Origin of the sequence: Halomicrobium sp. HM KBTZ05 (assembly GCF_041530035.1) — an archaeon.
GTDB lineage: Archaea > Halobacteriota > Halobacteria > Halobacteriales > Haloarculaceae > Halomicrobium.
The window spans coordinates 212,216-238,976 of record NZ_CP168057.1 but is presented as its reverse complement, the minus strand read 5'-3'; the positions used below and the strand labels follow the sequence as shown (position 1 = coordinate 238,976).

Below are 26,761 nucleotides of genomic sequence, written 5' to 3'. Positions count from 1 at the left end.
CCCGAGCGGCCGCCGGAATTCGGTCAAAAAATCGGGACGAACTTGAACACCAGATAGGCGGCGAGCGTCGCGACTGCGGGAACGAAGTTTTGTGTGAGGATCACTCTCGCGGTCGTCTCCGGTTCGAACAGGTCCGCCGCTTTCGGGATGTCTTCGGGCTCGCCGATCGGCTGTTTGTGCTTCTCGCTCGGCGTGCCGGCCTGGCCGCCGACGGTCGGCGCGTCGGGGGCGTCGGCGGTGAGTGCGCCGACCGACACCTCCGGGGTCTCGCCGTTGCCCGTGACGGTGTCCGAGATTTTCGTCGTGCGGGTCGCCCGTCCCCATCCCAGACCGACGATGCTCATCGTCGCGATGATGACGAAACTCGCCGGCACGCCCAGCGCCGAGAGGAAGGTGACGATCGTCGAACTGACGGTCGCGACCAGCAGCGCCGCCAGCAGCGGCAGGTCGGTGAGGTCGTTGCCGACGGTGTCCATCGTTCGACGGGCGATGGTGAACGCCCCGAGTCCGATGGCTCCGCCGCCCAGCAGGATGGCGGGCGTCATCTCCAGTGAGCCGTTGCCCACCAGCGGCGCGACGGCGTTGGCGACGTTCGACGCGCCCGCCGAGAAGGCCATGTAACAGCCGATGCCGACCACCAGGAGCGTTCCGACCAGCTCCCGCAGCGTCGTGTTCTCGCCCATCGTCGGCCGTGGGATCGCGCCGGACCGATCGAGCGCGAGCAGCGAGCCGTCTGTCTGTGGGATCGCGAAACGCTCGACCAGAGCCGGGTAGAAGTACCGGCCGATGACGCCGCTGATCCAGAACGCGATCACCGGCGAGACGAGCCACCAGGAGACGATCTCGCCCATCGCCTCCCAGTCGAGCGTCCCCTGGGCGATCCCCAGTCCCGCCATCGCACCGACGGCCGTCATCGAAGTCGAGGCAGGGACCCCGACCACGTTCGAGAGGAAGAGCGCGAAGCCGATGAAGAACAGGACGACGATGCTGACGGTCATCGTGAACTCAGACTCGACGAGGCCACTCCCCAAGGTCTTGACGACCTCGCGACCGACGAAGTGACCGCCAGCCAGCGCGAAGATCGTCATCAGAGCGGCGGCACCGAGCTTCGAGACTGTCCCCGCGCCGACGGCCGGACCGAACGCGACACCCGTCGAGGACCCACCGATGTTGAACCCGACGAAGATCGCGACGAGAATACCGATCAAAAACAGTACTTCGACCATATCCGTGGCACGTCCCAGGGCCGTTAAAGGATACCGACACCCGCTTTCGCGGGTGTCCAGTACTCACGTGTCACACGCTCACGTCTCGCTGTCGTTCGCGTCGTCGGCGTCCCGGCCGTCGTCATCGCCGGACTCGTTCTCCGGCAGGACCTCGCGTTCGCGCTCGACGGTCTCTTTGACCTCGTCTGCGACCTCCTTGGCCGTCCCGGTCTTCTCGCGGGCCTCGTCGGCCTTCTCGGTGGCTTCGTCGGCTTTCGCCGTGGCCTCGTCGACGCGTTCGGTCGCTTCACCGACCCGCTCGGCGGCGTCTTCGGCGGTATCGGGGTCGGTATCGGCGACCGTGTCGGTGACCTCGTCGACCTGTTCCGTGGCTTCGTCGACCTCCTTGGCCGCTGTCTCGACGTCGGTGGCGGCGTCCTCGACGGTCGCGGCCGTCTCGTCGAGTTCGTCGGCGACGGTCTCGACTTCCTCGGCGGCCTGTTCGAGTTGCTCGGCGGTCTCGGCGACCGTCTCGGTGCCGTACTCGTAGGCTCGCGCGATGACGACGAACTGGACGATCCCCATGAGGACGAACAGCGTGACCGCGATGCCGACGGCGATCTCGAACGTCGAGACGACGGCGGCACCGAGGTCGACGACCCCGAAGACGAGCAGGGCGTAGGCCCCGGCCAGTCCGGCGGTCGCGACGCCGGTCGCGCGGACGAACTGTCGGTACGCCGACGACTCGTCGAGGACGGCCGCCTGAAACCGAGCGAGCAGCCCGGGACCGGAAGATCGTGACATGTCTCCCTATCGAGTGGACGTGCGCATAAGGGTTCGGGACGCGGCGGCCGGGACACCGATACCCTTTCAGCGATCGGCGGCACACTGACGCGTATGTTTCCGGAGTTTGCGGTGATCCCGGCGGTGGACATGCAGGACGGGCAGGTCGTCCAGCTGGTCGGTGGGGAACGCGGGACCGGCAAGCGCTACGGCGAGCCCGTCGCGGCCGCCCGACGGTGGAGAGCGGCCGGCGCGACGACGCTGCACCTGGTCGACCTCGACGGTGCCTTCGAGGGCGAACGAGCCAACGCCGACGCGATCGACGCCGTCCTCGACGCGGTCGACGCGGACGTGCAACTGGGCGGAGGGATCCGGACCGCCGACGACGCGATCGACCTGCTCGACCGGGGCGTCGACCGGGTCATCCTCGGCACCGCGGCCGTCGAGAACCCCGAGATCGTCGCCGAGATCAGCGAGACACACCCCGGCAGCGTCCTCGTGAGCCTCGACGCCAAGGACGGCGAAGTGGTCGTCTCGGGGTGGACCGAGGGGACCGGGCTGGACCCGGCCGAGGCCGCGAGCCGCTACGCGGAGCTGGGTGCCGGCGGGATTCTCTTCACCGACGTGGACGTGGAGGGACAGCTGGCGGGGGTCCGCACGGAGCCGGTCCGGCGCGTCGTCGACGCCGTCGAGATCCCCGTGATCGCCAGCGGCGGCGTCGCGACCGTCGAGGACGTGCGAGCGCTCCGGGACGCGGGCGCGGCCGCCGTGGTCGTCGGCAGCGCGCTCTACGAGGGCGCGTTCACGCTCGAAGAAGCGATGGCAGCGGTCGAGTGACGGCCGCTCGCACCGCCGTCAGGCGTCTCTGATCGTCACTTCGCGGGCGGCGTACTCCTCGTAGTACGGTCCCAGGCCGCAGGCCTGGCCGCCGACGCTGACCAGTCCGTCGTCGGTCTCGACGACCAGCGAGTTCTCGATCGGGAACGCGTTGTTCACCGGTTCGACGAGGTTCTGGCGCACCTCGCGGATCGGGACGCCCTCGAACTGACGGACCGTCTCGTCGGTGGTCGCGACCACGTCGAGGTCGGCGACCACGTCGTGGCCCGCCGTCGTGTGGAGGGCCGCAGCCGTCACGCCCGAGCGAAACAGCTCGAAGGTCGCCGGTAGCGCCGGTGGTTCGGCGACGAAGCGCTGTTCGCCCATGGGCCAGACGTTGCTGACGTAGTTGCCGAAAAAGCCAGAGGCGACCTCGTTCTGGTTGAACGCGAGCGCGTAGCCCCGGCCGTGGCGGCTGGTGAGCATGCCGTGTGAAGCCAGCACGCCCCCCAGCGCGTCCCGGACGACGAACAGCGGCGGGCGGCCGTCCCAGCTCCGGACGACGTGTGCGTACCGGCCGGGGTCGTCCATCTCGGCGACGTGTGACTCCGCGGACTCGCCGGCCAGCAGACAGTAGACGGTCAGTCCCCGCTCCCGGGCGTCGGCGAGCGCGTCGGCGACGGCGGGAAAGGCGTTCGACGGGACGATCGCGAAGACCTCTCGCTCCGCACGCGCCAGTTGGCGTTCGAGGCGGCGCTCGACGGTCTGACTGGCGTGGACGACCTCGAACCCCGCCGCCGTCTCGGCCGGCTGATCGTACACGCTCTCGACGGCGGTCTCGAACTCCGAGAGGTGCATCGACAGCGCGTCGACGGCCTCTTGGGGTGGCCGAGCGCGGAGCTTCGTCGGCGTCGCGCTCTCGTCGACGATGACCAGTCCGCGTTCGGCCAGTGCGGTCGCGATCTCGTAGACGTAGCTCTGTGAGACGCCCGCGGCCTCCGAGACGGCCCGGGTCGTCGCTTCCCCCCGCTGTAGAATTGCCAGGTAGGCGTCGACCTCCTTCGTCGAGAGTCCGAAGGCCGACAGCGTCTCCCTGATCTGGCTTTCACCCATACGAGGACTTTTCTTATACTATTAGAAAAACTTTTCTCGTCGGATCACCACGCTTCGACTATGACTGCAGGTGTCGCACGTCCTGACGTTCTGGCCCCGGACCACCGGACGGCAGGTGAAGCGTGACCGGCTCGAACCGCCGGCTCTGGACGGCGGCCCTGTTCGCGACGATGGCGCTGACCGGCGCGATCATGATGATCCGTGGCCCGGTGATCCCGGAGCTGCGGACCACCTTCGACGCGCCCGCGTGGCAGGTCGGTCTGATCAGCACCGCCGGCACCGCCGGCTACCTGGTCGTCGTCTCGATCGTCGGTTTCGGGGCTGGCCACCTGAAACCCCACCGGTTGATCGTGGGCGGACTGTTGGGCAGCGCGCTCTCACTGCTGGCGATGGGCGCGGCCCCGCTCCTCGGGGTGTTTCTCGTCGGCACGCTCGTGCGCGGAACGATGAACGGCGTCCTCAGAGGGCTGAATCGGCCGATACTCAGCCACTTCTACCCGGACAGCCGCGGCCGGATGTACAGCTACTACGACATGACCTGGGCCGCCGGTGCGATGGTCGGACCGATCGGGGTCGTCGCCGTCCTCGCAGTGGCCGACTGGCGACTGGCCTACTACGGGCTGGCCGTCGGGATGGCGCTGCTGGCCGTCGTCGTCTGGCGGCTCGACGCCCCCGCGGTGACGGGAACCGAGGAGCCCTTCGACCGCCGGGAACTGCTGGCGCTGCTTCGCAGGCCCGAGATCGCCGCGATGATCGTGGTGATGTTTCTGGGGACCGGCGTCGAGGGCGGGCTCTTCCTCTGGTTGCCGACCTACGTGGACAGCGTCGTGCCGACCGGCGTCGCCGGCCTCGGCCTCTCGGCGGCGGCGCTGTCGTCGCTGTCGCTGTCGGTGATGATCGCCGGCTACGTCCCCGGTCGCCTCCTCTATGGCCGCCTCTCGGAGCGAGTGGGCTACCTCAAGATCCTCATCGGGATCCTCGCGCTCCTGATCCCGACCTTCTACGCGACGTTCGTCCTCGCGACGGGACTGTGGCTCCTCCCCGGCGTCGTCGTCATCGGCGCGCTCATCTCCGGCATCTTCCCGATGCTCGTCTCCTACGCCACCGACGCCGTCCCCCGCCACAGCGGCCCCGTCACCGCCGTCGCCGCCATCTCCTCGTCGCTGGGCGTCGGCATCGCGCCCGCCGTGATGGGGTGGATCATCAGCGGCTCGGACCCCAGCGCGGCCATGCAACTGCTGCTCGTGCCCCTCGTGGCCGCCCTCGCCGTGGTGCTCGTCGCGCGAGTGGCCGAACGAAAACGGGAGCAGGCGGGCCTCTCCGTAGCGGACTGAGCGTTACGCTGTGGTTGCCGGGCGCGGACGATACCGTCCTACCGCGAGGACCGCGCCGCCGGCCCCTCGGACTGGACGAACTTCGGGAGGATCAGCGCGTAGGCCCCGCCAGCGACAAGCAGTGCGCCGACGATGTCCGTCGCCATCGTGTAAAAGAGGAGCGCGCCCGCCAGCATGACCGCCGACGCGGCGACCTGTCCTTTCGCGTCGTCCATACGTATCACTCGTCGAATATCGGCATAAGCACCCGGCAGACAGTCGTCTGACGCCCGTTCCGTGCGTGTGGTCCGCTATCGGCGGGGCGCAACCGCCAAATAGCCGGCCCGACACTACTGGCGTATGACCGACCGCACCGCGGCCGTCACGCGGGAAACGGCCGAGACCGACATCGAGGTGACGCTGGACGTCGACGGCGACGGCGAGTCGACGATCGACACCGGCGTCGGCTTCTTCGATCACATGCTGGATTCGTTTTCGACCCACGGCCTGTTCGACCTGACCGTCCACTGTGACGGCGATCTGGAGATCGACGACCATCACACCGTCGAGGACGTGGCGATCACGCTGGGCGAGGCCCTCGCGGAAGCGCTGGGCGAGAAACGCGGCATCCGGCGCTTCGCCGACCGCCGGGTCCCGCTGGACGAGGCTGTCGCCAGCGTCGTCGTCGACGTGTCCGGCCGGCCCTACTTCGCGTTCGACGGCGAGTTCTCACAGGGACAGGTCGGCGGGCTGACCAGCCACATGGCCAAGCACTTCTGTCGGTCGCTCGCGACCAACGCCGGGCTGACGCTGCACGTCGACGTGAGCGGTGAGAACGCCCACCACGAGATCGAGGCGCTGTTCAAGGGACTGGCGCGGGCGCTGGACGACGCCACCCGGATCGACGAGCGCCGGTCGGACGTGGCGAGCACGAAAGGCGAACTGTAGCGACCGAGTTCGGGTACACGGCGGCGTTCGGTGCCGCCGGAGCCGTCATCTTCGCCGGGGCCGCCGTCGTGCTGTCGCTGCGTCACATCTCCGAGAAGACGAACACGGCCGGCGCTGCCGGGACGGCCCTGGAGGGGTGACGGCGTGTCCGGTAGTATGAGAGATCCTTTCCGGCCGCCCGTGCAGGGTGTGATATGGCTCCAGCCACGTTCACCGCAATCGGTCTGCTCGCGATCGTCGGGCTCGTCGCCCTGAGCGCCTTCTTCTCCAGCAGCGAGAGCGCGATCTTCACGCTCCCCGAGGACTGGGACGCGGAAAGCGACGACCGACGGGCAGCGACGCTGCATGCGCTGGAAGACGACCCCCACCGACTACTGGTGACGATCCTCGTCGGGAACAACGTCGTCAACATGGCGATCGCCAGTATCACGACTGCGCTGCTGTCTGGCGTCCTGCCGGCCGGCGGGGCCGTCACCGCCTCGACCATCGCGGCCAGTTTCGTCGTGCTGGTGTTCGGTGAGATCGTTCCCAAGTCCTACGGGCTCGCAAACGCCCGCGAGTGGGCGCTCACCATCGCCGGGCCACTCGCCGTGATCGGTCGGATCATCTCCCCGCTCGTGGTCGTCTTCGACGTGTTGACGGGATACATGAACCGCCTGATCGGCGGCGACGCCGGAATCGAGAAGCCGTATCTCGACGATCAGTAGCCTCTATGCCGACCAAGATGGACACGCTGGGGCCGAATTTTGTTCACGCGGCCCCCTCGTGGCGTGACGAGAGAGCGGCACCGGAACGAACTACACCAGCGGTTTGGGTGGATACACCTGCAACAGCGTACGAGCCCCGTATTCGAGGACTGCGGCGACGACGATCGGAACGAGGAACGTGAACCACCAGCCGAGATAGAGCACAGAGAACTCGGGACCGCTGATCACGTGGTCACTGAGAGCCAGGACCGTGAACAAGAGAACGAACGCACCGGGCGAAACGAGCCCACACCAGAGTGCGAATGCGATCGCGACGCCTGCGAGGAGAAAGAGTCCGACAGCGTGATACGCCACACCCATCGTCGTCGAAACGAGGTCGGTTCCAGGTGGCCCGATCGGCTGGAACAGATACGTGTTCGCGAGCAGTAGTGCTGCGTAGGTCGTCCCGACGAGTGCCGTAGTGACAGGGCGACTCGGAAGGTTCATGAGTTGGTCGTTGTATAAGTGCCGTTCACGAGAGGAGTGCGATCTTCCCGTCGTGAGTATCGAAATCCTGCTCACTGTAGTCCAATGAGTGGATCCAACTGCTGTGTTCCTGGCCGTCTGTCCAACAGTCCTTCGTGGCAGTTCGCGCGGCGTTGAATTGCCAATCCTGGCAACCAACACCAGTGAACTTGCAGTCCTGATTGTGATCCCAGGGATCGATGTGTGCCTGCCCGAGGACTGGATACGGTTCCTCGCCGTAGTTGTAGACCCGGATATCGATCTGTTCGTAGATGTCTGTCGGGATCGGAATCGGACCGAGCCAGATTATGTCATCGCCTCCGAGCGTCTTCTGGATCCGGGTGTCGTTGCTCTTGACGCCGTCATCAGTGACAATGTATCGTTTCACATCTGGCTGCGGTGCGGAGACCCAGTTGCACTCGTCGGCGTAGTGATCTTCCGCGTCGGAGGCCGTGGAAACATCCCAAGCGACGTTGATCGGAGCCTTACGCTCGCCGGATGTGTCAGCCGATTCGTAGTGGTACAACGGGATCTCGTCGTCGAGGTGGTGCTGTGCAGAGACAGTATCTGACGACGCGTCCCAGATTTCTTTCTCTGCGGTCCGGTGTTCCTCGAAGGTCCCGATCACCCGTGTGGCTGTGACACTGGTTTTACCGCCGTCTTGGAGAGAGTCAGGGACACGCTCTCTGGGAAGTCGCTCTGGTTCGAACTCAATGACGGGATCTCCGTACCGCTCTGCCAGGGCGTCGCTCTCGAACCGGTGTCGGTGGATTATCTGTTCCCCATCGGGTTCAAAAGTATGTGTACTCGTGCCACTGGCGACAATTGGCAATTGCTGTTCGTTGTCCACACTACCCGTCCCAGGGTGCCCACCGTCGTGTCCGCCAGTTTTGTGTCCTCCTGACCGATCGCCGGCAGCGGTCCCAGTGGCTCCGAGTGCACTCGTCGCAGCTATCGTCTCGAGCAGTGTTCGCCTGTTTAGTCCACCAGTCATGTACATCAGTTTATCATACTTCAGATTATAACAGTTTATATTAGATTTTGTTTTTAATATATAATTCTATCTATACCAACGACCGAAGCGATTCACACACCGATCGCACTTCCGTCGTGCGGTCGGGTGTGCATTGATTTTCAATGGCTACTATAACTCGTCACCGGATCCCAAGACCGAAGCAGCCTGCTTGCAATGGCTTCTCCATGTTCGACGAGATCATGGAGAAGTTCTCCGACTCCCCCGGCCAACAGCAGGTGATCCGCCTGCTGCTCGAACGGGGCTTCTCCGTCAACGACGACGGCCGGGTCGTCTCCGGCGGCATCGAGATTCCGAACACGGAGGTCGCCCGCGAGGTCGACGTGGACCGCCGGGTCGTCAACGCCACGACGAGCGCGATCCTCGAAGACGAACAGCTCACGCGCATCTTCCAGAACATCTCGGCGATCCCGAGCCTGATGGATCTGGCACCGGTGCTCGATCTGACCGTGCTGACCGTCGCTGTCAGCAACGCCGAGGAGAGCGGCATCGTCGCGGCCGTCACCGACGCCATCGCGGACCACGACATCACGATCCGGCAGGTGATCTCCGAAGATCCGGAGTTCACCGACGACCCCCGCCTGTACGTCATCACCGACGAGGCCTTCCCCGGAGACCTGATCACCGACATCAACGCGCTGCCCTTCGTCCACCGGATCGAGTTGCAGTAGATGGCCACGATCACCGTCGAGACGCCCGACGGCGTAGTCCGAGAGATCGACTGCGAGGCCGGGCGCGTGTTGCGGGACGTGCTGATAGAACACGGGCTGTCGCCCCACAGCCGCCTCGCCGTCGCCAACTGCGGCGGCCGGGGACTCTGTGCGACCTGTGGCGTTCGACTCGAAACGCCGCCCGACGCGGAGCACTGGCACGATCGGCTGGCCGATCGCTTCGGCTACCCGCGGCTGTCCTGCCAGATCGAGATCGTCGACGGCATGTGCGTGCGGATTCCCGAGAAGCGAGTGTGGGGCCGGCGAGAGTGAGCCTGTCCGGAAGGACAAACCGTATGCCCACACCGCCACAACGGCCGCTGTGACCGACGAGGCGTACGACACCGTCGCGGGCCGGGGAGAGGCGGCCTTCGAGGTGCAGGGCTCGGAGTTCGTCGGCCGGGTGCGCCCGGCCCACACCGTCGACGAGGCGGAGGCGTTCGTCGACGCCGTGAGCCGAGAGTACGCCGACGCGACCCACAACGTCCCGGCCTACCGGGTGCGGGCCGACCCCCTGCGCGAGTATTCGAGCGACGACGGCGAGCCATCCGGCAGCGCCGGCAAGCCCGCGCTCAACGTCCTCCAGCAACGCGAGATCGAGAACGTCGCCGTCGTCGTCACCCGCTACTACGGCGGGACCAACCTCGGCGTGGGCGGCCTCGCCAGAGCGTACTCGCGGGCGGTCAAGGACGCGATCGACGACGCCGGCATCGCGACCGAGCGACCCCACGAGCGGCTGACGATCACGGTCGACTACGACGACTCGGGCACGGTGCGTGGCATCGTCGAGAGCACCGGCGTCGAGTTCGACGCGCGCTACGAGGCGACGGTGACGTTCGACCTGCGGGTGCCGGTCGCGGAGGTCGACACCCTCCGTGAGCGCATCGCCAGCGCGACCAGCGGTCGGGCACGAATCGGTTCGTCAGACGACTAGATTTCTGGGGCCGAGAACGGGTGCGATCGTTCGCTCGAAGTTCCACTGGAACTCGCATTGGGCCACTGTCTTGCGAATTTCCACCCGAAGAGAAGGGGTTCGTGGATCGTCGAACGGACCTGCGGTGTCCACCCGTCGACCGTCCGGGACGTTAATCAGTTCGGAACGCTCTGTCACCGGCGTCGCCCAGGCCGGGGACGATGTAGCCGTCGTCGTCGAGTTCGTCGTCGATCGCGACCGTCAGCAGTTCCGCGCCGGGATCGGCCTCGTTCAGGCGGACCAGCCCCGGGGGCGCGGCCACCGCAGAGAGCACGAGGAGTTGCTCGGGATCGGGCCCCTGCGAGCGGATCTCATCGAGAACCGCGGCCATCGTCGAGCCCGTCGCGAGCATCGGGTCGGCGACGATGACGGTGTCGGTCGCGCGGATCTCCGGCAGCTTCACGTAGTCGATCGAGATGGGGAACGAGCCGTCGTCTGCCATCCCGGCGCTCTCGTCTCGGCTGGCCGAGATGACGCCCTGCCGGGCCCGCGGGAACGCCTTGAGCAGTCCTTCGACGAACGGCGTGGCCGCCCGCAGAACGTTGACGATCACCACGTCGTCGAGCCCCTTGACGCGCTCGCCCATCGTATCCGTCAGAGGGGTCTGGATGGAGACGTACTCGGTCTCCATGCGACCGTCGATGATCTCGTAGCCACAGATCCGACCGAGACGGACCAGTCCCTTCCGGAACTCGACCTGTTCGGTCTCGACGTCACGGAGCCGCGACAGTTCGTCTCGTGCCAGTGCGTGGGTGATCACTTTCGCCTCGCCACGGTCCTCGATAGCCATGCGCGGAGGCACGGGCGGACGGCGCTTAACTGTTGATCGATCGCTCCGGAGCGGCGACCGCTACGCGTCGCCGGCCCGCGGCGAGAACGACATGTCGGCCTCCGTCTCCTCCTGTCCGCCCTCGGGCGTCTCCGTCTCGGCTTCGCCGTCGTCCGCGCCGTCGTCGTCCGCGCCGTCGTCCTCGTCGGTCCCGACGGCACCGCCACCGCCGCCGTCGCTACAGCCGGCCAGCAGGCCGATGCTCGTGAGTGCTGTCGCCCTGACGAAGTGTCGTCGAGTGCTGTCGTCCATGCACCCGGTGCTGGGCGTGGGACCCATTTCGTTATGCGATTCGAATCCGGAACAGTTCACACTTATCCGACGGTAAGGACGGGTGGCGGGCCGAGAGACGGTTCTACGCTGGACTTATACTGCCGGCTGTCCCTTCGTGACGAGCTTCGCCACCCGGGGTGGCGAAATTGGTCACAGATGTGCAGCCGATAGTATTACCCCGGCTACGCGGCGTCGGCGGCCGCTCCGGAATCGCCGCGGGGGGCCGCCCGCCGGTTCTTCGCCAGCAGCGCGACCAGCATCGCGAGTCCGACGGCCCGGAGCAACAGGTCGGCGGTCAGCGAGACCGAACCGCCGCCGAGCCCCAGCAGCGCCGTCACGTCGTAGCCGGCCGACACCGGGAGTCCGGGGGCCATCAGCAGGAGAGAGCTGACCGCCAGTCCGGCCCGTTCCCAGCGGTCGAGGGGCGCGTAGACGAAGCCGATGACGGTGCCGGCCAGCGCGACGACGCCGAGGAAGACGCCGACGACGGGGACGAACACCTCCGGGAGCGACCAGCCAAGCTCTGCCAGGTCGGCCAGCGTGGCGACGCGAAACTGCTCGCCCAACGGCAGCTCCGCCGCGTCGTCTTTCTCGCGCAGCAGGACGATGCCGGGGACCAGCACGAACGCGAAGGGAACGATCGCCTTGTTGAGCGACAGCGAGAACGCCTCGATGCCCGTCTGGAAGGGGTCCGACTTCGCGATGCCCGAGGCCGCGTAGGCGGCGACGGCCACCGGCGGCGTGATGTCGGCGATGACGCCGAAATAGAGGATGAACAAGTGCGCGGCGAGTTCGGGGATGCCGAAGGTCACGAGCGCGGGCCCCAGCATCGACACGAGGATGATGTAGGTGACCGTCGTCGGCATCCCCATCCCGAGGATGATCGACGCGATGGCGGTGATGACCAGCAGGAGGACCAGCGAGCCGCCGGCCAGCGAACGGATGAGCGCGACCAGGTTCGGCCCCAGCCCGGAGACGCTGATCACGCCGGGGATGATGCCGGCGGCCGCGACCGCGACGACGACCGGGACCGCCGTTCTGGCACCGCTGTCCATCGACTTGAGCACGAAGGTGCCGAGGCGGACGAGCCCGTTGTCACCCGCCGCTGGGCGACCGACGGCCGTCGAGATCTCGTCGGCAGCCTCGTCGACCGCTGGGTCGAGCGCGAGCCACGACGCGGTCAGGCGCGGCTTCGAGAGCAGTGTCAGCGCGCCCGCCGCGATCGACAGCCAGCCGACGGTGCCAAGCGTCGCCGAGACGGCCCCGCCGATCGACTGTCCGCCCGGACCGCCGCCACTCAGTGCGGCGACGAGCGACGCGCCGGTCAGCCACTGTGCGAGGAACTGCCCCGTACCGAGCACGAGGAGGATGGCGACGAGACGACCGCGCGTCTCGTCGCTGTAGGCCGCGACGAGCGTGATCAGGGCGACGATGGCCACGAGCGTGAACCACGCCGAGCGCGCGACCGAGAGCCGAGCGCCGATGAGGTAGTACAGCAGGAGGAAGATGGGAACGAGGTAGAACCACCCGGTCCGCAGGTGAGCGCGGATGTCGACGACGGAGTCGGGATCGAGCCCGCCGATACCCAGCCGCGAGGCCTCGAAGTGGACCATCACCCAGACGCCGAAGAAGAAGACGACGGCCGGGATCGCGGCGGCGACGATCACGTCTGCGAAGGGCGTCGCAGTGTACTGGACGATCAGGAAGGCCGCGGCACCCATCACCGGCGGGAGGATCTGGCCGCCAGAGGAGGCCGAAGACTCCACGCCACCGGCGAACTCCGGGGAGTAGCCAGACCGTTTCATCAGCGGGATGGTGAACGCGCCGGTCGTGACCGTGTTGGCGATCGACGAGCCGGAGATCGTCCCCATGAAACCACTCGCGAGGATCGACGCCTTCGCGGGCCCGCCCTTGCGCGTGCCCGTCGCCGCGTACGCGAGATCGATGAACCACTGGCCTGCACCGGACATCTCCAGGAACGCGCCAAAGAGGATGAAGATGTAGATGAACTGCACCGACACCGTCACCGGGATACCGAAGACGCCGTTCTCCGTGTTGTACCAGAGGTTCTGGACGATCGAGGGCCACGTCAGCTCCGGGATCGAGAGGACGCCGACGTAGGCCGCGTCCTGTGGGATCAACACGCCAAAGCGGGCGTAGACGATGAACGCGCCCACGATGACGACGAGATAGAGGCTGATCGCTCGCCGGGTCGCCTCCAGGACGAGCAGCACGCCGACGACCCCCAGGACGAACGCGTAGGACACGTCCGTCAGCGGGCCGAGCAGGCCGGCCACCGGATCGAGGAACGAGAACACCTCCTGGATCGGGCGGCCGGCGGGCAGCCCCAGCGCGCGCATGCGCTGGATCTCCTGGAAGTCGGTGACGAAGTACGCACTCGACAGCACCGTGACGGCGATCAGGAGGAGATCCGACGGCGTCACGCGGTCGAGGTCGGGATCGACGAGCAGCCAGGCCAGTCCGTCGCCGACCGCGTCCATCGCCGAGACCAGCGGGCTGTCGGGACCGAGCCGGGAGGCCGTCCGCGCTCGGAGCTGGCGACAGGCCCGCGATACTCGCCCGTCGCCCGTGGTGCCGGGGTACAACAGGAACGTCAGGACGAGCGCGAACCCGACGTGGACGGCGTTGATCTGCAACAGCTGCAGGGAGGCGAGTTCGACCTCGCCGAGGACGGGCACCTCGACGGCGAAGACGAACCCGCGGGCGGCGAACCACATCTGGTAGGCCGAAAAGAGGACGCCGACGATCGAGACGACGACGCTCGCCACCCGCCGCAGCGATCGCTTGCGTTCGATCTCCTGGAGCAAGTCGTCGGCCGCGACGTCGGTATCGGTGATGCGAGGAGTCATGCTGTGACGTGCTCGACTGCCGCCCAAACCACCGACCGGCGTTCGACGGTGATGCGAACGGCGCGTGCGTTCGAACGGTTCACCAGGTCGTAGCGCCGGTCACCGACGTGGAGGCGGTGGCCGGCGATGCGCCCCGGCTTGACCGTGATCGTCTCGAACGTCCCCGGCGGGTCGTAGACGAACGAGCCGTTCACCCGCGAGACGTTGGCGTCGGCCGGCAGCCCCCAGCCGTACGATTCGAAGGCCATCCGGGTCATCTCTAAGTGGCCGTCGCGGACCCGGTACGTGTCGACGACGCGCGTGCGCTCGACGCTGTGGGTGTACGCCAGCGCGACGCGCGTGTCCTCCTCGACCGGCGTCTGGAGGAGTACGTCACCGGAGTCGACCGACGAGACGACCAGCGTCTGCTGGGCCGGCAGCGAGACGCCGACGGCCGCCGTCACGAGGACCGCGGCGACCAGTCCGGGACGGAGCCACCCCATCGGATCAGGCGTCGAAGTAGGCCGCCGCGCCGGGGTGGAGCTCGATCGACATCCCGTCCTGTGCCGAGTCGACGCCGATGAACTCCGTCTTGATCGTCAGCGCGTCGACGTTGTCGAAGATCGCCGCGGTCACCGTCTCGACCGTCGCTTCGGGCACGTCGGCGTTGGTCGCGATCATCGCCTGGACGGCGACGGTCTCTACATCTTCGGAGACGCCCGAGTACGTTCCGCCCGGAATGGTGTCGTCGGCGAACCACGACGCCGCGTCCTTGACCGCCGTACGGTTGTCGCCGTCGATGGGGACGATCGCGATGTCGTTGGTCGTCGCCAGATCCTCGATCGCGCCGACCGGCCAGCCCCCGACGACGAAGGCGGCGTCGATGTCGCCGTTCCGGAGCTGGTCGGCCGCCTGCGAGAACGAGGCGTTTTGCTCCTCGAAGTCGGTGATGCCGACGGCTTCGAGGATCTGGTTGGCGTTGACCTGCGTGCCGCTGCCCAGATCGCCCGTGTTGATCGTCGCCCCCGAGAGGTCAGACAGCTGCGAGATGCCGGTGTCGGCGAGGGTCACGATGGTGATCGTCTCCGGATACAGCGTCGCGACGCCGCGCAGATTCTCGATGGCGTTGTCCTGGAACGCGTCGATACCGGTGCCGTTCTTCGCGAAGTACGCGATGTCGTTCTGGATCAGTGCGAAGTCGGCGTTCCCGTTGGCGAGGCTGCCGACGTTCTCGACGCTGGCCCCCGTCGACTGGACGTTCAGCGTAAAGTCGGTGTTGTCCTCGACGACTGTCTTGAACTCGTTCGAGAGCGGGAAGTAGGTGCCGCCGGTCCCACCGGCGTGCCACGAGAGGCGGGTGTCGACCTGGCCGTCGCCGCCGTCAGACGATTCGGTGTCGGTGGCCGTCTCGTCCATGCCTCCCTCCGTCTCGTCGCCACCCTCGTCCATCCCCGTCTCGGTCGGTGAGTCCTCCGCACCGCCGTCGTCGTCGCCGGCACAGCCGGCGAGTGCGGTGACGCCCACGAGTCCAGTCGCGCGGATGAATCGTCGTCTGGTGTGATCGCCCATAGACCGGTCGTACCACCGGACGACATTTCGTTATGAGATCCGAAACAGCCAGTAAGCGGGTCCTATACTGGAGTGAACGGTCGCTGCGATCGTCGCGAGCGTGGCTGTCTGTGCCGATCGGTACCACGCGCCCGACGAAAGCTTATGGTGGTGTAGCGACAAAACTCGCCAGCACCAACGGATGGGCACCAGGTCCACCAGCTGTTCTAACCGACCATGGAAAACATAGAAGAGAGCGTCTCAGGCTTCAAGCGCCGCGGTGGCTGGGTCGACGTCGTCGAACACGGCGAGCGGATCGTCCAGGCGCTGCGAGAGCTGGCGACCGACGAGCGCGTCGACCGGCCAGTCGACGGCGACGCCCTCGAAGAGTTCGACGAGTGGCGACCGAAGAGCCACGAGCGGCTCGACGAGGACGTCAACGAGAAGACCGCCGAACAGGCTCGCGTCGACGAGGGCAAGGGCGAACAGGCCGGGAAAGACCCGGACGACGACCTCCGGACGGCCGGCGAGAAGCTCGCGGACTCCTACGAGAACCTCGACGAGCCCGACGAAGCCGTCGAGTCGTGGGGCGAGAGCTTGGACTACGTCGCCCGCGCCGCCGACTCGGCCAGCCGCAAGGCTCTGCGGACGGTCGAAGACACCGTCTACAAGAACGTGATGACCCAGATCGCACCGTACTACTTCGACAACGCGCTCGTGAGCGCGAACCTCCAGCGGGTCAACGGCGACGACCGCCCAGAGTACATCTTCGAGATCAACGTCAACGACGACGACCTCAAGGAACGGGTCTCGAACCGCCTGGCGGACTTCGACAGCGACGTCGACCGGTGGCACGTCAACACCGAGAAAGAAATCGAGGCCGCCGCCACGGCGGAGGGCGTAGAGGTGAGCGAGGAAGAGACGGGCGACGAGGAGACAGATGCGAAGACGAACTAAACGCTGCTCTGTCAGCGTTTAATTTCGGGTTCGTATCCGGGAGACGCTAAAACGAACTGAGCGAGGGAAGCCGAGCGAAATTTCGGTTTGGCGTCGGGAAGACAGACGGACGAACTGACGCCGTGAGAAACGGGACCAAGCGGCGGAGAATTTTCGGAGAGAGAGCGACTGCGGATCCAGATTACGGCCACTATTTCTGGAAGAATCACGGTACCGAATCGCACACGCCAGAATTACTCACGGAGTTGTTTCCCTATAATGAAAATCCGGGTGCCCTGAGTGTCTCCTGTAAGTCGTTTTGTATCAGTAGATAAAATTCGTTAATTCGAAGCCGGACTCTGCGGTAACAGTTCCGTACTTCCCGAATAACTGTGTAAAATTATGAAGGACTTATGTGGGATTCTCACAACGTCTTCGACGGAGGTTCGGCCCTTCCCGGTTCGCGGCGGCGACCGTCGGGCTGTCGAGCGCCCGAGGTCGTCCGACACACCACTGGCATGGGACGCGTGGGGTTGGGGCCAACGACTGCCTCCGAGAGTGACAACTATGGACAATTCACGCAGAGAGTTCATTCGTGCGGTATCGAGTACGTTCGTCCTCGCGGCTGGCGCTGGCACAACCGTGGCCGCGACGGACTGTAGCAACGTCGCCGAGTGGGACCCAGACGCGACCTACAACGGCGGCGATCAGGTGACCTACGAGGGGTCCCTCTGGACCGCCGAGTGGTGGACGCGGGGCACCGCCCCGGCCGAAAGCGAGGCCGTCTGGACGCTCGAAGGGTCCTGTGACGGCGACGGTGGAACGGGCAACGAGGGGCCGACGGCGTCGGTCAGCGCGTCCTCGACGACCGTCGAACCCGGAACGACCGTCGACCTCGACGGATCGGGATCGTCCGACGCCGACGGGTCGATCGCCAGCTACGAGTGGGAGCTGGGCGACGGGACGACGGCGACCGGAGCGACGACGAGTCACAGCTACGACGCGACCGGGGACTACACCGTCACACTCACCGTCACCGACGACGACGGGGCCACCGACAGTGCGACGACGGGAATCTCCGTCAGCTCCTCGTCGGGCAGCAGCGACGCGATCTTCACGCCGTACCTCGGAACGTGGGGCGACATTCTCGGAGACACACGGAACGCGAGCACCGACCGCGTCGTCCTCTCGTTCGTCGGCGACGGCACCGACGACGGGACGGTCACCCCCGCGTGGCTCACCGCGGACGGCGACCGGCCGCTCTCGGACCACGCCGACAAGATCAGCACGCTCCAGGACGAAGGCTACGACGTGTGGGTCGCGATGGGCGGCTGGGACGGCCGGATCGTCGCCCGCGACGCGAGCAGCGTCTCGGAGGTCAAAAGCGCCTACGAGACGGTCCTCGACACGCTCGGCGTGACGCACATCGACATCGACGACGAGAACTACGACGAGCCGGGCCGTGACGGCACCTACTACGAGATGCGAAACGAGGCGCTGGCACAGATCCAGTCCGAGCGGCCGGACGTGAAAGTCACGTACACGGTCGCCGCCAGACCGTCCGGGATCGTCAACGCCGATCACTGTCCCGGGAAAGACATGATCACCGACGCGCTGGACAAGGGCGTCGAACTGGAGTACATCAACATCATGACGATGGACTGGACGGACGTGGACACGACTCCCGAACGGGTCAAATCGGCCGTCGAAGGCACGGTCGACTGGATGAGCAACGTCTATCCAGACAAGAACGAGGCACAGCGGCGTGCGAAGCTCGGGTTCCTCCCCAACGTGAACGAGTCCGAGTGGTCGGTCAGCGACTCCCAGAACGTCGCCGACTTCGCGAAACAGCAGGGGATCGGGAACGTCAGCATGTGGGCACTGCACCGAGACACCAGCGACTACGGCCACTCCGACGCCTTCTACCCAGTCGAGAGCGGGAGCAACTGATACTGCCGGCTGTACATCTGTGACCGATTTCGCCACCCCCGGGGTGGCGAAGATTTTTGCGAAGTTACAGCCGGTAGTATGAGGCCGTTTCCCACCAGTCGACAGCCTAATACGCTGGCCGGCGAAAACCGGTGACAGATGGTTGCTGGGAGCACGCTCGGAACGCTCGTGATCGCCGCCGCAGCGAGTCTGTTCATGGCCTGGGCGATCGGTGCGGGATCGTCCGGCTCGACGCCGTTCGCACCGGCAGTCGGGGCCAACGCCATTTCGGTGATGCGGGCAGGCTTTTTCGTCGGTATTCTGGGTCTGCTCGGAGCGGTGTTACAGGGGGCCAACGTCACAGAGACGGTCGGGAGCGGCCTCATACTCTTCCCCGACGGTGGGGGCCTCTCGGCGATCGCGGCGACGATCGCGCTGCTGACTGCGGCGGTGCTGGTCGCAATCGGCGTCTTCGCCGGCTACCCGATCGCGACGGCCTTTACCGTCACCGGCGCGGTCGTCGGCGTCGGGCTGGCGATGGGCGGCCAGCCAGCCTGGCCAAAGTACCAGCAGATCGCCTTGCTGTGGGTATTGACGCCGTTCGCCGGGAGCTTCGTCGGCTTCCTGACGGCGAAACTGCTGCGCGCAGACCGGATCGCGGAGCGGTTCTCGATCGCCGGGCTCGCGGGCCTGGTCGGCGTGTTACTGGCGAACGTCGAGTTCACGGGGCTCGGACCCGACGGCGGCCCGGGTGCCCTCTCGGTCGCCCTCGCGCGCACCTTCGAGGGCGGAACCGGCGGCCGGGCGCTGGTCTCGCTCGTGCTCGGGCTCCTGATCGCGGCGGCGGTGTGGTACGACATCCACGAACACGGCGAGCGAGCACAGCGGCGGTTCCTGCTGGTGATGGGCGGGCTCGTCGCCTTCTCGGCCGGCGGCAGTCAGGTCGGGCTGGCGATCGGGCCACTACTCCCGCTGCTCGATACGTTCACGGTGCCGATCACGGCCGTGTTGCTCGGCGGCGGGATCGGCCTGCTCGCTGGCTCCTGGACCGGCGCACCACGGATGATCAAGGCGCTCTCGCAGGACTACTCGTCGCTGGGACCACGCCGCTCGATCGCGGCGCTGATCCCCTCGTTTATGATCGCACAGACGGCCGTCTACGTCGGGCTCCCAGTGTCGTTCAACGAGATCATCGTCTTCTCGATCATCGGAAGCGGCGCGGCCGCTGGCGGCGGGTCGGTCAGCGGCGAGAAGATGGGCAAGACGGTGCTGGCGTGGGTCGCCTCGCTGGCGCTGGCGCTCGGGCTCGGCTACGGCGTCTTCACGGCCGTGTCCATCCTGTAGTCGACGACGAAACGGCAGACTCGGCGCTGATCCGCCGACTATCTTGGCACCCGGGTGTGGGGAACGATCGGCGTCGCATCGCGCTCCGTCGCGCCAGCCGAGTCGTCCGAAGCACGGTCAGTGTCGCTCACACCGTCGTCTACCGCTCGCGTTCGCGTGCCGATCGGGACAGTATCGTCGTGCCGATCTGGGGAGTGAACCATCGTAACCGAACGTTCGTGAACCCAGTACATGATACTTCGGCCATACAGCAACATATTCCTTATTTCTACTAGAACAGACCCAAATACGAGCCGCAGGACCGAAGACGTGGCAACTTTTCTGTCGACAGAGTGTGTCGGTGTCGTGTGACCGATCTGGTGAATGGCGACACCGTCGCGTATCACTCGGTCGCCGTTTGTGTGGACGTGTCGCCGTCACTCTCGGCCTCGCCGTCCTCGCCGTCCTCGGGATCGATCCGTAACAGCCGCGCCTTCATGATGCGGGTGTTCTCGACTCGCTCGACGACGATCGCGACGCTGTCGAACTCGATGCGCTCGCCCTCTTCGACGAGGCGGCCCGCGCGGTTGAAGATGAAGCCGGCGATCGTCTCGAACTCCTCGCCCTCGGGCAGTTCGAGGTCCATCGCCTCGTTGACCTCCTCGATGTTGACCTCGCCTTTGACGACGACTTCGCCGTCGCCGACGAACTCGATGGGTTCCTCCTCCTCGCCTTCGAGGATCTCGCCGACGATCTCTTCGGTGAGGTCTTCCATCGTCACCAGTCCCTCGGTGGTCCCGAACTCGTCGATGACGATGACCATGTGGAGTCGTTCGCGGCGCATCTCCGTCAGGAGGTCGTCGACGTTCTTGGACTCGGGGACGTGCAGCGTCGGTTCGATGAGGTCCGCGAGCTCGGTCTCGGCGTCGCTGTAGTCGCGGTCCCGAACCAGATCTCGCAGGTGTGCGATGCCGATGACGTTGTCGAGACTCCCCTCGTACACCGGCACGCGGGCGTGGCCGCTCTGGACACACTGCTGGATCGCCTCCTCGACGGTGGCGTCCTTCGAGATGGCTTCCATGTCCAGTCGCGGCGTCATCACTTCCTTGGCGATCGTGTTGTTGAACCGTAGCGTCCGCTGGAGCATCTCGCGTTCCTCCTCGTCGAGGACACCCTCGCGCTCGCCGGTCTCGATGATGTCCTGGATCTCCTCGCGGGTGACGTAGGACGTCTCGATGGCCGAGCGGCCGCCAGTGACCTTGTTGACGATCCGGGTGAGGTAGTCGAACAGGACGATCAGGGGCAAGAGGACACGCTCGGAGAACTTCAGTGGCTTGGCGATCCGCAGCGCCCACGACTCCGTGTTCTCGACGGCGTAGCTCTTGGGCGCGCTCTCGCCGAACAGCAGGACGATCGCGGTGATCCCGAACGTCGAGAGCGCGACCGCGAGTCCCTGCTGGCCGCTCCCGAGGACGTAGGTCAACAGCCCCGTCGCGATCGAGGACATCGCGATGTTGACGAGGTTGTTCCCCACCAGAATCGTCACCAGCAGCCGGTGTGGATCCTCTTTGAGGCCTTTGAGCGTCTTCGAGCCGGGGACGGCGTCCTCGACGAGGGCCTCGACGCGGTGGCTCGGTAGCGAGAACATGGCGATCTCCGACGAGGAGAAGAACGCCGAGAGCCCGATCAAGAGGAGAATGATCCCCGCACCGATCCCGAGAAACACGTTCTCGGGCAGCTGGACGGGACCGTAGATGTCGACCTGTAGTGGCAAGGCTACCAGTGAATCGACTCCGACAGGGGGGTCAAGAGCCATCAACGTCTGAGTTTGCAGAGGGTGTGAATTAAACGTTGCCATGGGGCACCCGTCTAACGCGACACGGAACGGACACACCCGACAGAATTACCGGTCGCTCGCTCCTACGGGGAGGTGTATGAGCGACACCGCCATCACACTCTACCGGCTCCAGGCCTGCCCGTTCTGTGAGCGGGTCGTCCGTCGGCTCCAGGAGTACGGCCTCGACTACGAATCCCGGTTCGTCGAACCGCTCCACTCGGAGCGCGACGCGGTCAAGCGCCTGTGTGGGAAGCGAACCGTTCCGGCGATCGTCGACGAGCAGACGGGCGTGACGATGGCAGAGAGTGCGAACATCGTCGACTACCTCGACCGAACCTACGGCGAGGGAGGGGACGACTGATGGAGCTCGATTTCGACGTGGTCGATCTCGGTCCCGCAGACCACCCCGAGGTCGGCGAGCGAGCGCCGGATTTCACCCGCCCGCTGGTCACCGACGAGTACTGGGCCGATGTGGCGCTGTCAGAGCTGGTCGCCGAGGACGACGACCCGACGGTGCTGGTCTTTCACTCCATGGACGGGGCCTTCCCGGCGACGTACGCCTGGAACGAGATCCGCGACCGCGAGTGGCACACCGACGCCACCGTCGTCGGCCTGTCGATCTCGACGCCGTACGCCCACAAGCGCCTGCTCGACGAGCGGGATCTGGGCGAGGCGTATCGGCTCTACTCCGACCCTGCCAACGGCGTCGCCGAGGCGTACGGCATCGTCAACGATCTCGACGGGATGAGCGGCGTGGCCGAGCCCCGGCCGGCCGTGTTCGTCCTCGATAGCGACCGGACGATCGAGTACGCCTGGGTCGCCACGGAGTGGCCCGACTTCCCGGACTACGACGCCGTCGAGGCGGTCATCCGATAGCGGTTCCAGCACGCTTTTTCGCGGCCCGGCCCACGCTCGGGTAATGAGTGATCTCGACCGCGCGGCCGACGCGATCGGCGACGGCGAGCTGGTGATCTACCCCACCGAGACAGTGTACGGACTGGCCGGCGACGCGCTCGACCCCGACGCCGTCCAGCGCGTGTTCGACGTGAAGGGGCGAGACCGTTCGAAACCGGTCTCGCTCGCGGTGCCAAGCGTCGACGCGGCGACCGACTACACCGAACCCAGCGAGCGCGAGCTGGCGTTCATGCGAGCCTTCCTCCCCGGCCCGGTGACGGTACTGGCCCAACGGCGGTCGTCGGTGCCTGACGTGCTGACCGCCGGGCGTGACCGCGTGGGCATTCGCGTGCCCGACCACGAGCTGGCGCTGGCGCTGCTGGAGCGAGTCGCGCCGATCACGTCGACCAGCGCCAACGTCAGCGGGGAGCCGAGCGCCCGGACCGTCGAGGAGATCGGGGAGTCCGTCAGGGCGGACGCGGCAGTGGTCCTCGACGGCGGTCGGACGCCCGGCACGGAGTCGACGGTGGTCGACGTGGCCGCCGACGAGATCGTCCGGGAGGGGGCAGACTGCGAGGCGATCCGGGCGTGGCTGGCCGATCATTAAGTGCCACGCCGTCGTCGCTTTCCGCTCGACCGTCGTCGCGTCTGCCGACGCCCGACTCCTACGAGAGCATGCTCGCCAGCGAGCGGGTCGTCGTGCCACACGTCTCGCGGTACTCGCAGGGGGCACACTTCGCGTCGCTGTCGACACGTGAGGGCGGGCCGTCGATCGTCTCCGCCGTCCTGACGGCCTTCCGGTAGGCCGCTTTCCGCCTGACCGTCAGGTCGATCTCGCGGACGACGCCGTAGGCCGGATACTCGGCGACGGCCCGTTCGACCGTCGTCTCGTGCTCCCAGGCGAGGGCCTTGGCCGCGGCCACGAGCCGGACGGTCTGGGGCTCCCAGACCCCCTCGTCGGGCGGCTCACCGGCGAAGACCAGCGACGGGACGAGCGGCGCTTCGAGCACCTTGTGGGCGATCCCACGACAGTCTCGGCCGGTCAGGAGAGCGTCCCGTCGCGGCGGATCGACGAGTCCGTCCCAGTAGTCGAGCCGCCGCGCGAGCCGCCCGAGCCGCTCGCGGTAGGTGCCGGGCGAGACCTCGATGGGGGCGGCGAGCAGCGCCGCGTCGACCGACCGGAGTGTGTCGTAGTCGAAGGCCAGCTGTCGCACGTCCTCGACGCCGTCGGGGATCGTCGGCTCGCCGTCGCGCCGTCGGTAGTAGAGCTTTCGCGGACAGTACGCCGCCGTCGCCAGGTCACGGAAGGTGTGCACGGACGCCCCTGGCCCCGTCACGGGTCATAAACGTGTGGCGCTCTCGCTCGGTGGTGTTTAGTTTGGAGCATTGTGCCAGCTGGCGAAGGCTTGGAGCCAATTTTCGGCTGTCTCCGGTTCGACGTGACTGAAGCAGTTCGAAAACGACGAGGTTCGGCGCTTCAGTTCGCGGAAAATCCGTTCGACAGCATTCCGATTTCCGTGGCGAGATATTTGAAATCGCAGTCCTGCTCGTTGTAGCGCAGTTTGGAGGTGTTGAGCGCCATCAACGAGAAATTCGGCAGTTTCGACATCATGTTTCTGCCGAAGTTCGCGCAGGAAGATTTCGGTGAGGGAAGTCGTGGTAGTCGAAAAGAGACGAACGTGAAGCAGATCGTTTGTGGCGGGATCTGCGGCGGCGTACAGCCAAAATTGCTCGTCGTTGATCCGAATCACTGTTTCATCCACCGCAACTTGATTCGGAGATCGGCCAGAGTCTGGCTGTAGATCGGCTTTCTGAACCCAATCGTGGATCGCCTTCCGACTGCGTTGGACACCCAGTGCTTCGAGCAAATCGACGGTATTCGACAGCGAGAGTCCCGCAAGATGGGACTGAATACCCAGCGCCATCGCCGGTTCGGGTGTCCGCTCACGCTCCATAAAATCCAAATCAATCCACTCTCTACTCCCACTGAGGCGGGTGATTTCTGGCATAGAGCACCAAGAAGTTCTCCCGCCTCACTTTTCACGCTTAACTAAACACGACCTCTCGCTCGCGAGCAACACTTATCCCCGGCAGTTCGAAACGAAAGGGCATGCCCGACGGCCAGCTCGTTCTCGTCTTCGACGACGGCTACGCGACGGACTACGAACAGCTCTTGCCCGTGTTGCGCGCTCACGACGCGCCCGCGGCGGTGGCGGTCGTGCCCGAGTGGCTGGGCGACGACGACCACCTCACCACCGAACAGCTCGCCGCGCTGGCCGAGGCCGGCTGTGAGATCTGCTCGCACGGGAGCCGTCACCGCTACCTGCAGGCCCACCACCTCGCGGCCGACGTGACCAGCGGCGACGAACGGCTCACCGTCGCCGCCGGGCACGTGTTCCCCGGCGAGGAACACGGCGTTCTCGCGGGCGATCGCTACGAGCTGACCGACGGCGACCGGACGACGACGGTGACGCTGGGGGAGTCACTCGCCGTCGGCGAGGCGGCGGTCACCCTCGGCGTCGAGGGCGAGATCGACGCCGCGTTCGACGGGGACGAGGCGGTGGTGCGCCCGACCGAAGCGACGCTCAGAGACGAGATCGTCGGCGTTCGCTCGGCGTTCGACCAGCTGGGGTACGATCCCGACGGCTTCGTGTTCCCCTACGACGCGGCCGACCCGCGAGCGTGGGCGCTGGCCGCCGAGACCTACGACGTGGTCCCCAACGCCGCCGTGCGGTCACTGCCGAACCGGCCGGGCACCCCGCCGACGAGCTACCAGCGGTACTACCTCGAACGGAGTCACCTCCGGCGGGCCGAGATCGAGACGTACCTCGACAGCGTCGCGGCTCGGGGCGGGCTGGGCATCCTGGCGGGCCACACCGCCTGGGAGACGGTCCCGCCCGAGCGGGTCGCGTTCGTCATCGAGGCCGCACGCGAACGCGGGATCGAGTTGACGACGTTCTCCAGTTAAAGCATCTCCGCCGCGTCTTCGACGCTTAGATCGCCCCGGTCGAGTGCCGCCAGAACGTCCAGCGTCGCCTGATCCGGGCCGTCGTCGTCGCCGATCTCGGCCAGCGTGACCTTCTCGCTGTGGCCCACGAACTCGTCGAAGTCGGTGCCCTCGGCCAGCGCCGTCTCCTTCTTGACGCGGTAGTTCCCGCCGTCGGTGACGTAGAGGTCGCCGGGGTGGAAGAAAAACCAGTCCTCGCGGTCGAATCGCACGCCGATCCGTGGCTTCGCGCCGAAGTTCCGGGCGAAAAAGAGCAGCGCCTCGACCTCCTCGCCGTCGAGGTAGATCGGGTCACCCGCGCTCGACTTCGCCTCGACGGCGTAGAACTGCTCGCCGTCGCCGGCCAGCACGTCCGGCAGTTCCCGTTCGGTCGCCGAGCCACTGGCCGGCGCGCGCATCACCGCGAAACCAGCCTCGTCCAAGGCGTTGACGAGTTCGCGCTCGCGGCGGTCCCCTTTGGCGTTCGAGCCTACCATTACTCGGTCGGTCGGTCTCGACGTATTTAAGCGCACGCCGACGGAGCAGCGGTTAATTTCACGCGACTTCGGGAGCGACAGTTTCTTGCCCCCTGACTGGATAGTCAGTCAACAATGACCACCGACGACGACATCATGGAGGCCACGTTTGCGGCTCTCTGCAAGCACGGCTATGCGGATCTGACGATGCAGTCGATCGCCGACGAGTTCGAGAAGAGCAAGTCACTGCTGCACTACCACTACGACTCGAAGGAGGACCTGATCGTCTCGTTCATGGAGCACCTGCTGGAGAACTTCCTGCAGGAGTTCGACGAGGACAGCGAGGCCGACCCGATGGAACAGCTGTTGCGGATGACCGAGATCGTCGTCGAGGGAGACGACAGCGAGGGGCCCGACGACGTACACATGGCGCTGCTGGGGCTGCGCGCACAGGCCCCCTACGACGAGGCGCTGCGTGCCCAGCAGGTCCACAACGACCGACACATCCGCGATCTGATCGCCGACATCGTCCGGGAGGGCATCGAGCAGGGCCAGTTCCGCGACGACGTGAACCCCGAGCGGTTCGCCGCGGTGTTCCGGTCGGCCATCGAGGGAGCCCAGTCCCACGACGTGATCCTCGGCGAGGACGCGCCGACCGAGATCGCACTCGCGGGCATCGAAGAGTACCTCCTCGAACGGCTCCTGGTCGAGGGCGAGAGCCTCGTCGACGACGAGATGGCCGCGAGTGACGACTGAGGCTGCCGTCTGCGACTCTT

General features: G+C 66.2%; 30 protein-coding genes. 15 read left to right on the top strand and 15 right to left on the bottom strand.

The window, feature by feature from the left end; all coding sequences use genetic code 11:
• Positions 1 to 23: 23 nt before the first annotated feature.
• Complete coding sequence (locus tag ACAH01_RS01280; RefSeq protein ID WP_372479987.1) at positions 24 to 1,226, bottom strand: anion permease; 1,203 nt, start codon at positions 1,224 to 1,226, stop codon at positions 24 to 26.
• Between the two features lie 78 nt (positions 1,227 to 1,304).
• The gene (locus tag ACAH01_RS01275; protein ID WP_372479986.1) at positions 1,305 to 2,009 is read right to left on the bottom strand and encodes a hypothetical protein; all 705 of its coding nucleotides are present in this window, start codon (positions 2,007 to 2,009) and stop codon (positions 1,305 to 1,307) included.
• 93 nt (positions 2,010 to 2,102) lie between these two features.
• On the opposite strand from ACAH01_RS01275, the gene hisA reads away from it, so the two are divergent.
• Complete coding sequence (hisA, locus tag ACAH01_RS01270) at positions 2,103 to 2,825, top strand: 1-(5-phosphoribosyl)-5-[(5-phosphoribosylamino)methylideneamino]imidazole-4-carboxamide isomerase (RefSeq protein ID WP_372479985.1); 723 nt, start codon at positions 2,103 to 2,105, stop codon at positions 2,823 to 2,825.
• Between the two features lie 18 nt (positions 2,826 to 2,843).
• On the opposite strand, the gene ACAH01_RS01265 is transcribed toward hisA, so the two are convergent.
• Positions 2,844 to 3,917, bottom strand: a complete 1,074-nt coding sequence (locus tag ACAH01_RS01265; RefSeq protein ID WP_372479984.1) for a TrmB family transcriptional regulator — start codon at positions 3,915 to 3,917, stop codon at positions 2,844 to 2,846.
• Positions 3,918 to 4,039: 122 nt separating this feature from the next.
• Here ACAH01_RS01265 and ACAH01_RS01260 point away from each other — a divergent pair, with 122 nt between their 5' ends.
• Entirely contained in the window at positions 4,040 to 5,251 is a 1,212-nt protein-coding gene (locus ACAH01_RS01260) for an MFS transporter (protein ID WP_346775217.1), read from the top strand.
• Between the two features lie 38 nt (positions 5,252 to 5,289).
• On the opposite strand, the gene ACAH01_RS01255 is transcribed toward ACAH01_RS01260, so the two are convergent.
• Entirely contained in the window at positions 5,290 to 5,466 is a 177-nt protein-coding gene (locus tag ACAH01_RS01255; protein WP_372479983.1) for a hypothetical protein, read from the bottom strand.
• Between the two features lie 124 nt (positions 5,467 to 5,590).
• Between ACAH01_RS01255 and hisB the strand changes: the two genes are divergently transcribed.
• Together hisB and ACAH01_RS01245 are read left to right on the top strand one after the other, a co-directional pair.
• On the top strand, positions 5,591 to 6,178 hold the full coding sequence (gene hisB / locus ACAH01_RS01250; protein ID WP_170092983.1) for an imidazoleglycerol-phosphate dehydratase HisB: 588 nt from the start codon (positions 5,591 to 5,593) through the stop codon (positions 6,176 to 6,178).
• Between the two features lie 194 nt (positions 6,179 to 6,372).
• Positions 6,373 to 6,885, top strand: coding sequence for a CNNM domain-containing protein (locus tag ACAH01_RS01245; protein ID WP_372479982.1), 513 nt, complete (start codon positions 6,373 to 6,375; stop codon positions 6,883 to 6,885).
• A gap of 90 nt (positions 6,886 to 6,975) precedes the next feature.
• Here ACAH01_RS01245 and ACAH01_RS01240 read toward each other — a convergent pair whose 3' ends face one another.
• Together ACAH01_RS01240 and ACAH01_RS01235 are read right to left on the bottom strand one after the other, a co-directional pair.
• Positions 6,976 to 7,239: a hypothetical protein gene (locus ACAH01_RS01240; RefSeq protein ID WP_372479981.1), complete on the bottom strand. Its 264-nt coding sequence runs from the start codon at positions 7,237 to 7,239 to the stop codon at positions 6,976 to 6,978.
• Between the two features lie 157 nt (positions 7,240 to 7,396).
• Entirely contained in the window at positions 7,397 to 8,239 is an 843-nt protein-coding gene (locus ACAH01_RS01235; protein WP_372479980.1) for a hypothetical protein, read from the bottom strand.
• Positions 8,240 to 8,589: 350 nt separating this feature from the next.
• Between ACAH01_RS01235 and ACAH01_RS01230 the strand changes: the two genes are divergently transcribed.
• Genes ACAH01_RS01230 through ACAH01_RS01220 form a run of 3 tightly spaced genes read left to right on the top strand, consistent with a single transcriptional unit; the run spans position 8,590 to position 10,066 of the window.
• Positions 8,590 to 9,093, top strand: coding sequence for an amino acid-binding protein (locus tag ACAH01_RS01230; protein WP_170092987.1), 504 nt, complete (start codon positions 8,590 to 8,592; stop codon positions 9,091 to 9,093).
• Positions 9,094 to 9,405 carry a 2Fe-2S iron-sulfur cluster-binding protein gene (locus tag ACAH01_RS01225; RefSeq protein ID WP_372479979.1) on the top strand — a complete coding sequence of 104 codons (312 nt, stop codon included), beginning with the start codon at positions 9,094 to 9,096 and terminating at the stop codon, positions 9,403 to 9,405. It abuts the gene before it with no gap.
• Positions 9,406 to 9,454: 49 nt separating this feature from the next.
• The gene (locus tag ACAH01_RS01220) at positions 9,455 to 10,066 is read left to right on the top strand and encodes a YigZ family protein (protein WP_170092989.1); all 612 of its coding nucleotides are present in this window, start codon (positions 9,455 to 9,457) and stop codon (positions 10,064 to 10,066) included.
• A gap of 151 nt (positions 10,067 to 10,217) precedes the next feature.
• Here the strand turns inward: ACAH01_RS01220 and upp are convergent, their stop codons facing one another.
• The 5 genes from upp to ACAH01_RS01195 all read right to left on the bottom strand — a co-directional run bounded on the left by upp (position 10,218) and on the right by ACAH01_RS01195 (position 15,625).
• On the bottom strand, positions 10,218 to 10,895 hold the full coding sequence (upp, locus tag ACAH01_RS01215) for a uracil phosphoribosyltransferase (RefSeq protein ID WP_170092990.1): 678 nt from the start codon (positions 10,893 to 10,895) through the stop codon (positions 10,218 to 10,220).
• Between the two features lie 60 nt (positions 10,896 to 10,955).
• The gene (locus ACAH01_RS01210; RefSeq protein ID WP_170092991.1) at positions 10,956 to 11,186 is read right to left on the bottom strand and encodes a copper-binding protein; all 231 of its coding nucleotides are present in this window, start codon (positions 11,184 to 11,186) and stop codon (positions 10,956 to 10,958) included.
• A 203-nt stretch (positions 11,187 to 11,389) separates the two neighbouring features.
• The gene (locus ACAH01_RS01205; protein ID WP_372479978.1) at positions 11,390 to 14,077 is read right to left on the bottom strand and encodes a TRAP transporter permease; all 2,688 of its coding nucleotides are present in this window, start codon (positions 14,075 to 14,077) and stop codon (positions 11,390 to 11,392) included.
• On the bottom strand, positions 14,074 to 14,559 hold the full coding sequence (locus tag ACAH01_RS01200; protein WP_372479977.1) for a DUF1850 domain-containing protein: 486 nt from the start codon (positions 14,557 to 14,559) through the stop codon (positions 14,074 to 14,076). Before ACAH01_RS01200 ends, ACAH01_RS01205 begins: the two co-directional genes overlap by 4 nt.
• 4 nt (positions 14,560 to 14,563) lie before the next feature.
• Positions 14,564 to 15,625 (bottom strand): TAXI family TRAP transporter solute-binding subunit, encoded by a 1,062-nt coding sequence (locus ACAH01_RS01195; protein WP_372479976.1) that lies wholly within the window; start codon positions 15,623 to 15,625, stop codon positions 14,564 to 14,566.
• A 216-nt stretch (positions 15,626 to 15,841) separates the two neighbouring features.
• Here ACAH01_RS01195 and ACAH01_RS01190 point away from each other — a divergent pair, with 216 nt between their 5' ends.
• The 3 genes from ACAH01_RS01190 (at position 15,842) to ACAH01_RS01180 (ending at position 19,813) form a co-directional block, all read left to right on the top strand.
• Positions 15,842 to 16,561, top strand: coding sequence for a DUF5828 family protein (locus ACAH01_RS01190; RefSeq protein WP_153552053.1), 720 nt, complete (start codon positions 15,842 to 15,844; stop codon positions 16,559 to 16,561).
• Between the two features lie 546 nt (positions 16,562 to 17,107).
• Positions 17,108 to 18,490 (top strand): PKD domain-containing protein, encoded by a 1,383-nt coding sequence (locus ACAH01_RS01185; protein ID WP_372479975.1) that lies wholly within the window; start codon positions 17,108 to 17,110, stop codon positions 18,488 to 18,490.
• A 138-nt stretch (positions 18,491 to 18,628) separates the two neighbouring features.
• Complete coding sequence (locus ACAH01_RS01180; RefSeq protein WP_170092996.1) at positions 18,629 to 19,813, top strand: inorganic phosphate transporter; 1,185 nt, start codon at positions 18,629 to 18,631, stop codon at positions 19,811 to 19,813.
• Positions 19,814 to 20,195: 382 nt separating this feature from the next.
• On the opposite strand, the gene ACAH01_RS01175 is transcribed toward ACAH01_RS01180, so the two are convergent.
• Positions 20,196 to 21,608: a hemolysin family protein gene (locus tag ACAH01_RS01175; protein ID WP_170092997.1), complete on the bottom strand. Its 1,413-nt coding sequence runs from the start codon at positions 21,606 to 21,608 to the stop codon at positions 20,196 to 20,198.
• Positions 21,609 to 21,726: 118 nt separating this feature from the next.
• Here ACAH01_RS01175 and ACAH01_RS01170 point away from each other — a divergent pair, with 118 nt between their 5' ends.
• Genes ACAH01_RS01170 through ACAH01_RS01160 form a run of 3 tightly spaced genes read left to right on the top strand, consistent with a single transcriptional unit; the run spans position 21,727 to position 23,130 of the window.
• Positions 21,727 to 21,990: a glutathione S-transferase N-terminal domain-containing protein gene (locus ACAH01_RS01170; RefSeq protein WP_015761863.1), complete on the top strand. Its 264-nt coding sequence runs from the start codon at positions 21,727 to 21,729 to the stop codon at positions 21,988 to 21,990.
• Positions 21,990 to 22,505, top strand: a complete 516-nt coding sequence (locus ACAH01_RS01165) for a redoxin domain-containing protein (RefSeq protein WP_170092998.1) — start codon at positions 21,990 to 21,992, stop codon at positions 22,503 to 22,505. The genes ACAH01_RS01170 and ACAH01_RS01165 overlap by 1 nt, the downstream gene beginning before the upstream one ends.
• A 43-nt stretch (positions 22,506 to 22,548) precedes the next feature.
• Entirely contained in the window at positions 22,549 to 23,130 is a 582-nt protein-coding gene (locus tag ACAH01_RS01160) for an L-threonylcarbamoyladenylate synthase (RefSeq protein ID WP_170092999.1), read from the top strand.
• A 58-nt stretch (positions 23,131 to 23,188) separates the two neighbouring features.
• Here the strand turns inward: ACAH01_RS01160 and ACAH01_RS01155 are convergent, their stop codons facing one another.
• The gene (locus ACAH01_RS01155; protein ID WP_372479974.1) at positions 23,189 to 23,839 is read right to left on the bottom strand and encodes a hypothetical protein; all 651 of its coding nucleotides are present in this window, start codon (positions 23,837 to 23,839) and stop codon (positions 23,189 to 23,191) included.
• Between the two features lie 57 nt (positions 23,840 to 23,896).
• The gene (locus ACAH01_RS01150; RefSeq protein ID WP_372479081.1) at positions 23,897 to 24,532 is read right to left on the bottom strand and encodes an IS6 family transposase; all 636 of its coding nucleotides are present in this window, start codon (positions 24,530 to 24,532) and stop codon (positions 23,897 to 23,899) included.
• Positions 24,533 to 24,633: 101 nt separating this feature from the next.
• On the opposite strand from ACAH01_RS01150, the gene ACAH01_RS01145 reads away from it, so the two are divergent.
• The gene (locus ACAH01_RS01145) at positions 24,634 to 25,491 is read left to right on the top strand and encodes a polysaccharide deacetylase family protein (protein ID WP_372479973.1); all 858 of its coding nucleotides are present in this window, start codon (positions 24,634 to 24,636) and stop codon (positions 25,489 to 25,491) included.
• On the opposite strand, the gene hjc is transcribed toward ACAH01_RS01145, so the two are convergent.
• Entirely contained in the window at positions 25,488 to 26,006 is a 519-nt protein-coding gene (gene hjc, locus ACAH01_RS01140; RefSeq protein ID WP_153552089.1) for a Holliday junction resolvase Hjc, read from the bottom strand. The genes ACAH01_RS01145 and hjc overlap by 4 nt on opposite strands.
• Before the next feature lie 114 nt (positions 26,007 to 26,120).
• Between hjc and ACAH01_RS01135 the strand changes: the two genes are divergently transcribed.
• Positions 26,121 to 26,741, top strand: coding sequence for a TetR/AcrR family transcriptional regulator (locus tag ACAH01_RS01135; RefSeq protein WP_372479972.1), 621 nt, complete (start codon positions 26,121 to 26,123; stop codon positions 26,739 to 26,741).
• Positions 26,742 to 26,761 lie beyond the last annotated feature (20 nt).

Bases quoted from the DNA above. Each gene is read 5' to 3' on its own strand.
- ACAH01_RS01200 (WP_372479977.1), bottom strand. From the start codon at position 14,559: ATGGGGTGGCTCCGTCCCGGACTGGTCGCCGCGGTCCTCGTGACGGCG.
- ACAH01_RS01225 (WP_372479979.1), top strand. From the start codon at position 9,094: ATGGCCACGATCACCGTCGAGACGCCCGACGGCGTAGTCCGAGAGATC.
- ACAH01_RS01175 (WP_170092997.1), bottom strand. From the start codon at position 21,608: ATGGCTCTTGACCCCCCTGTCGGAGTCGATTCACTGGTAGCCTTGCCA.
- ACAH01_RS01205 (WP_372479978.1), bottom strand. From the start codon at position 14,077: ATGACTCCTCGCATCACCGATACCGACGTCGCGGCCGACGACTTGCTC.
- ACAH01_RS01265 (WP_372479984.1), bottom strand. From the start codon at position 3,917: ATGGGTGAAAGCCAGATCAGGGAGACGCTGTCGGCCTTCGGACTCTCG.
- ACAH01_RS01230 (WP_170092987.1), top strand. From the start codon at position 8,590: ATGTTCGACGAGATCATGGAGAAGTTCTCCGACTCCCCCGGCCAACAG.
- ACAH01_RS01275 (WP_372479986.1), bottom strand. From the start codon at position 2,009: ATGTCACGATCTTCCGGTCCCGGGCTGCTCGCTCGGTTTCAGGCGGCC.
- ACAH01_RS01170 (WP_015761863.1), top strand. From the start codon at position 21,727: ATGAGCGACACCGCCATCACACTCTACCGGCTCCAGGCCTGCCCGTTC.
- ACAH01_RS01210 (WP_170092991.1), bottom strand. From the start codon at position 11,186: ATGGACGACAGCACTCGACGACACTTCGTCAGGGCGACAGCACTCACG.
- ACAH01_RS01195 (WP_372479976.1), bottom strand. From the start codon at position 15,625: ATGGGCGATCACACCAGACGACGATTCATCCGCGCGACTGGACTCGTG.
- ACAH01_RS01185 (WP_372479975.1), top strand. From the start codon at position 17,108: ATGGACAATTCACGCAGAGAGTTCATTCGTGCGGTATCGAGTACGTTC.
- upp (WP_170092990.1), bottom strand. From the start codon at position 10,895: ATGGCTATCGAGGACCGTGGCGAGGCGAAAGTGATCACCCACGCACTG.
- ACAH01_RS01145 (WP_372479973.1), top strand. From the start codon at position 24,634: ATGCCCGACGGCCAGCTCGTTCTCGTCTTCGACGACGGCTACGCGACG.
- hisA (WP_372479985.1), top strand. From the start codon at position 2,103: ATGTTTCCGGAGTTTGCGGTGATCCCGGCGGTGGACATGCAGGACGGG.
- ACAH01_RS01150 (WP_372479081.1), bottom strand. From the start codon at position 24,532: ATGCCAGAAATCACCCGCCTCAGTGGGAGTAGAGAGTGGATTGATTTG.
- ACAH01_RS01255 (WP_372479983.1), bottom strand. From the start codon at position 5,466: ATGGACGACGCGAAAGGACAGGTCGCCGCGTCGGCGGTCATGCTGGCG.
- ACAH01_RS01160 (WP_170092999.1), top strand. From the start codon at position 22,549: ATGAGTGATCTCGACCGCGCGGCCGACGCGATCGGCGACGGCGAGCTG.
- ACAH01_RS01135 (WP_372479972.1), top strand. From the start codon at position 26,121: ATGACCACCGACGACGACATCATGGAGGCCACGTTTGCGGCTCTCTGC.
- hjc (WP_153552089.1), bottom strand. From the start codon at position 26,006: ATGGTAGGCTCGAACGCCAAAGGGGACCGCCGCGAGCGCGAACTCGTC.
- ACAH01_RS01245 (WP_372479982.1), top strand. From the start codon at position 6,373: ATGGCTCCAGCCACGTTCACCGCAATCGGTCTGCTCGCGATCGTCGGG.
- ACAH01_RS01280 (WP_372479987.1), bottom strand. From the start codon at position 1,226: ATGGTCGAAGTACTGTTTTTGATCGGTATTCTCGTCGCGATCTTCGTC.
- ACAH01_RS01165 (WP_170092998.1), top strand. From the start codon at position 21,990: ATGGAGCTCGATTTCGACGTGGTCGATCTCGGTCCCGCAGACCACCCC.
- ACAH01_RS01190 (WP_153552053.1), top strand. From the start codon at position 15,842: ATGGAAAACATAGAAGAGAGCGTCTCAGGCTTCAAGCGCCGCGGTGGC.
- hisB (WP_170092983.1), top strand. From the start codon at position 5,591: ATGACCGACCGCACCGCGGCCGTCACGCGGGAAACGGCCGAGACCGAC.
- ACAH01_RS01180 (WP_170092996.1), top strand. From the start codon at position 18,629: ATGGTTGCTGGGAGCACGCTCGGAACGCTCGTGATCGCCGCCGCAGCG.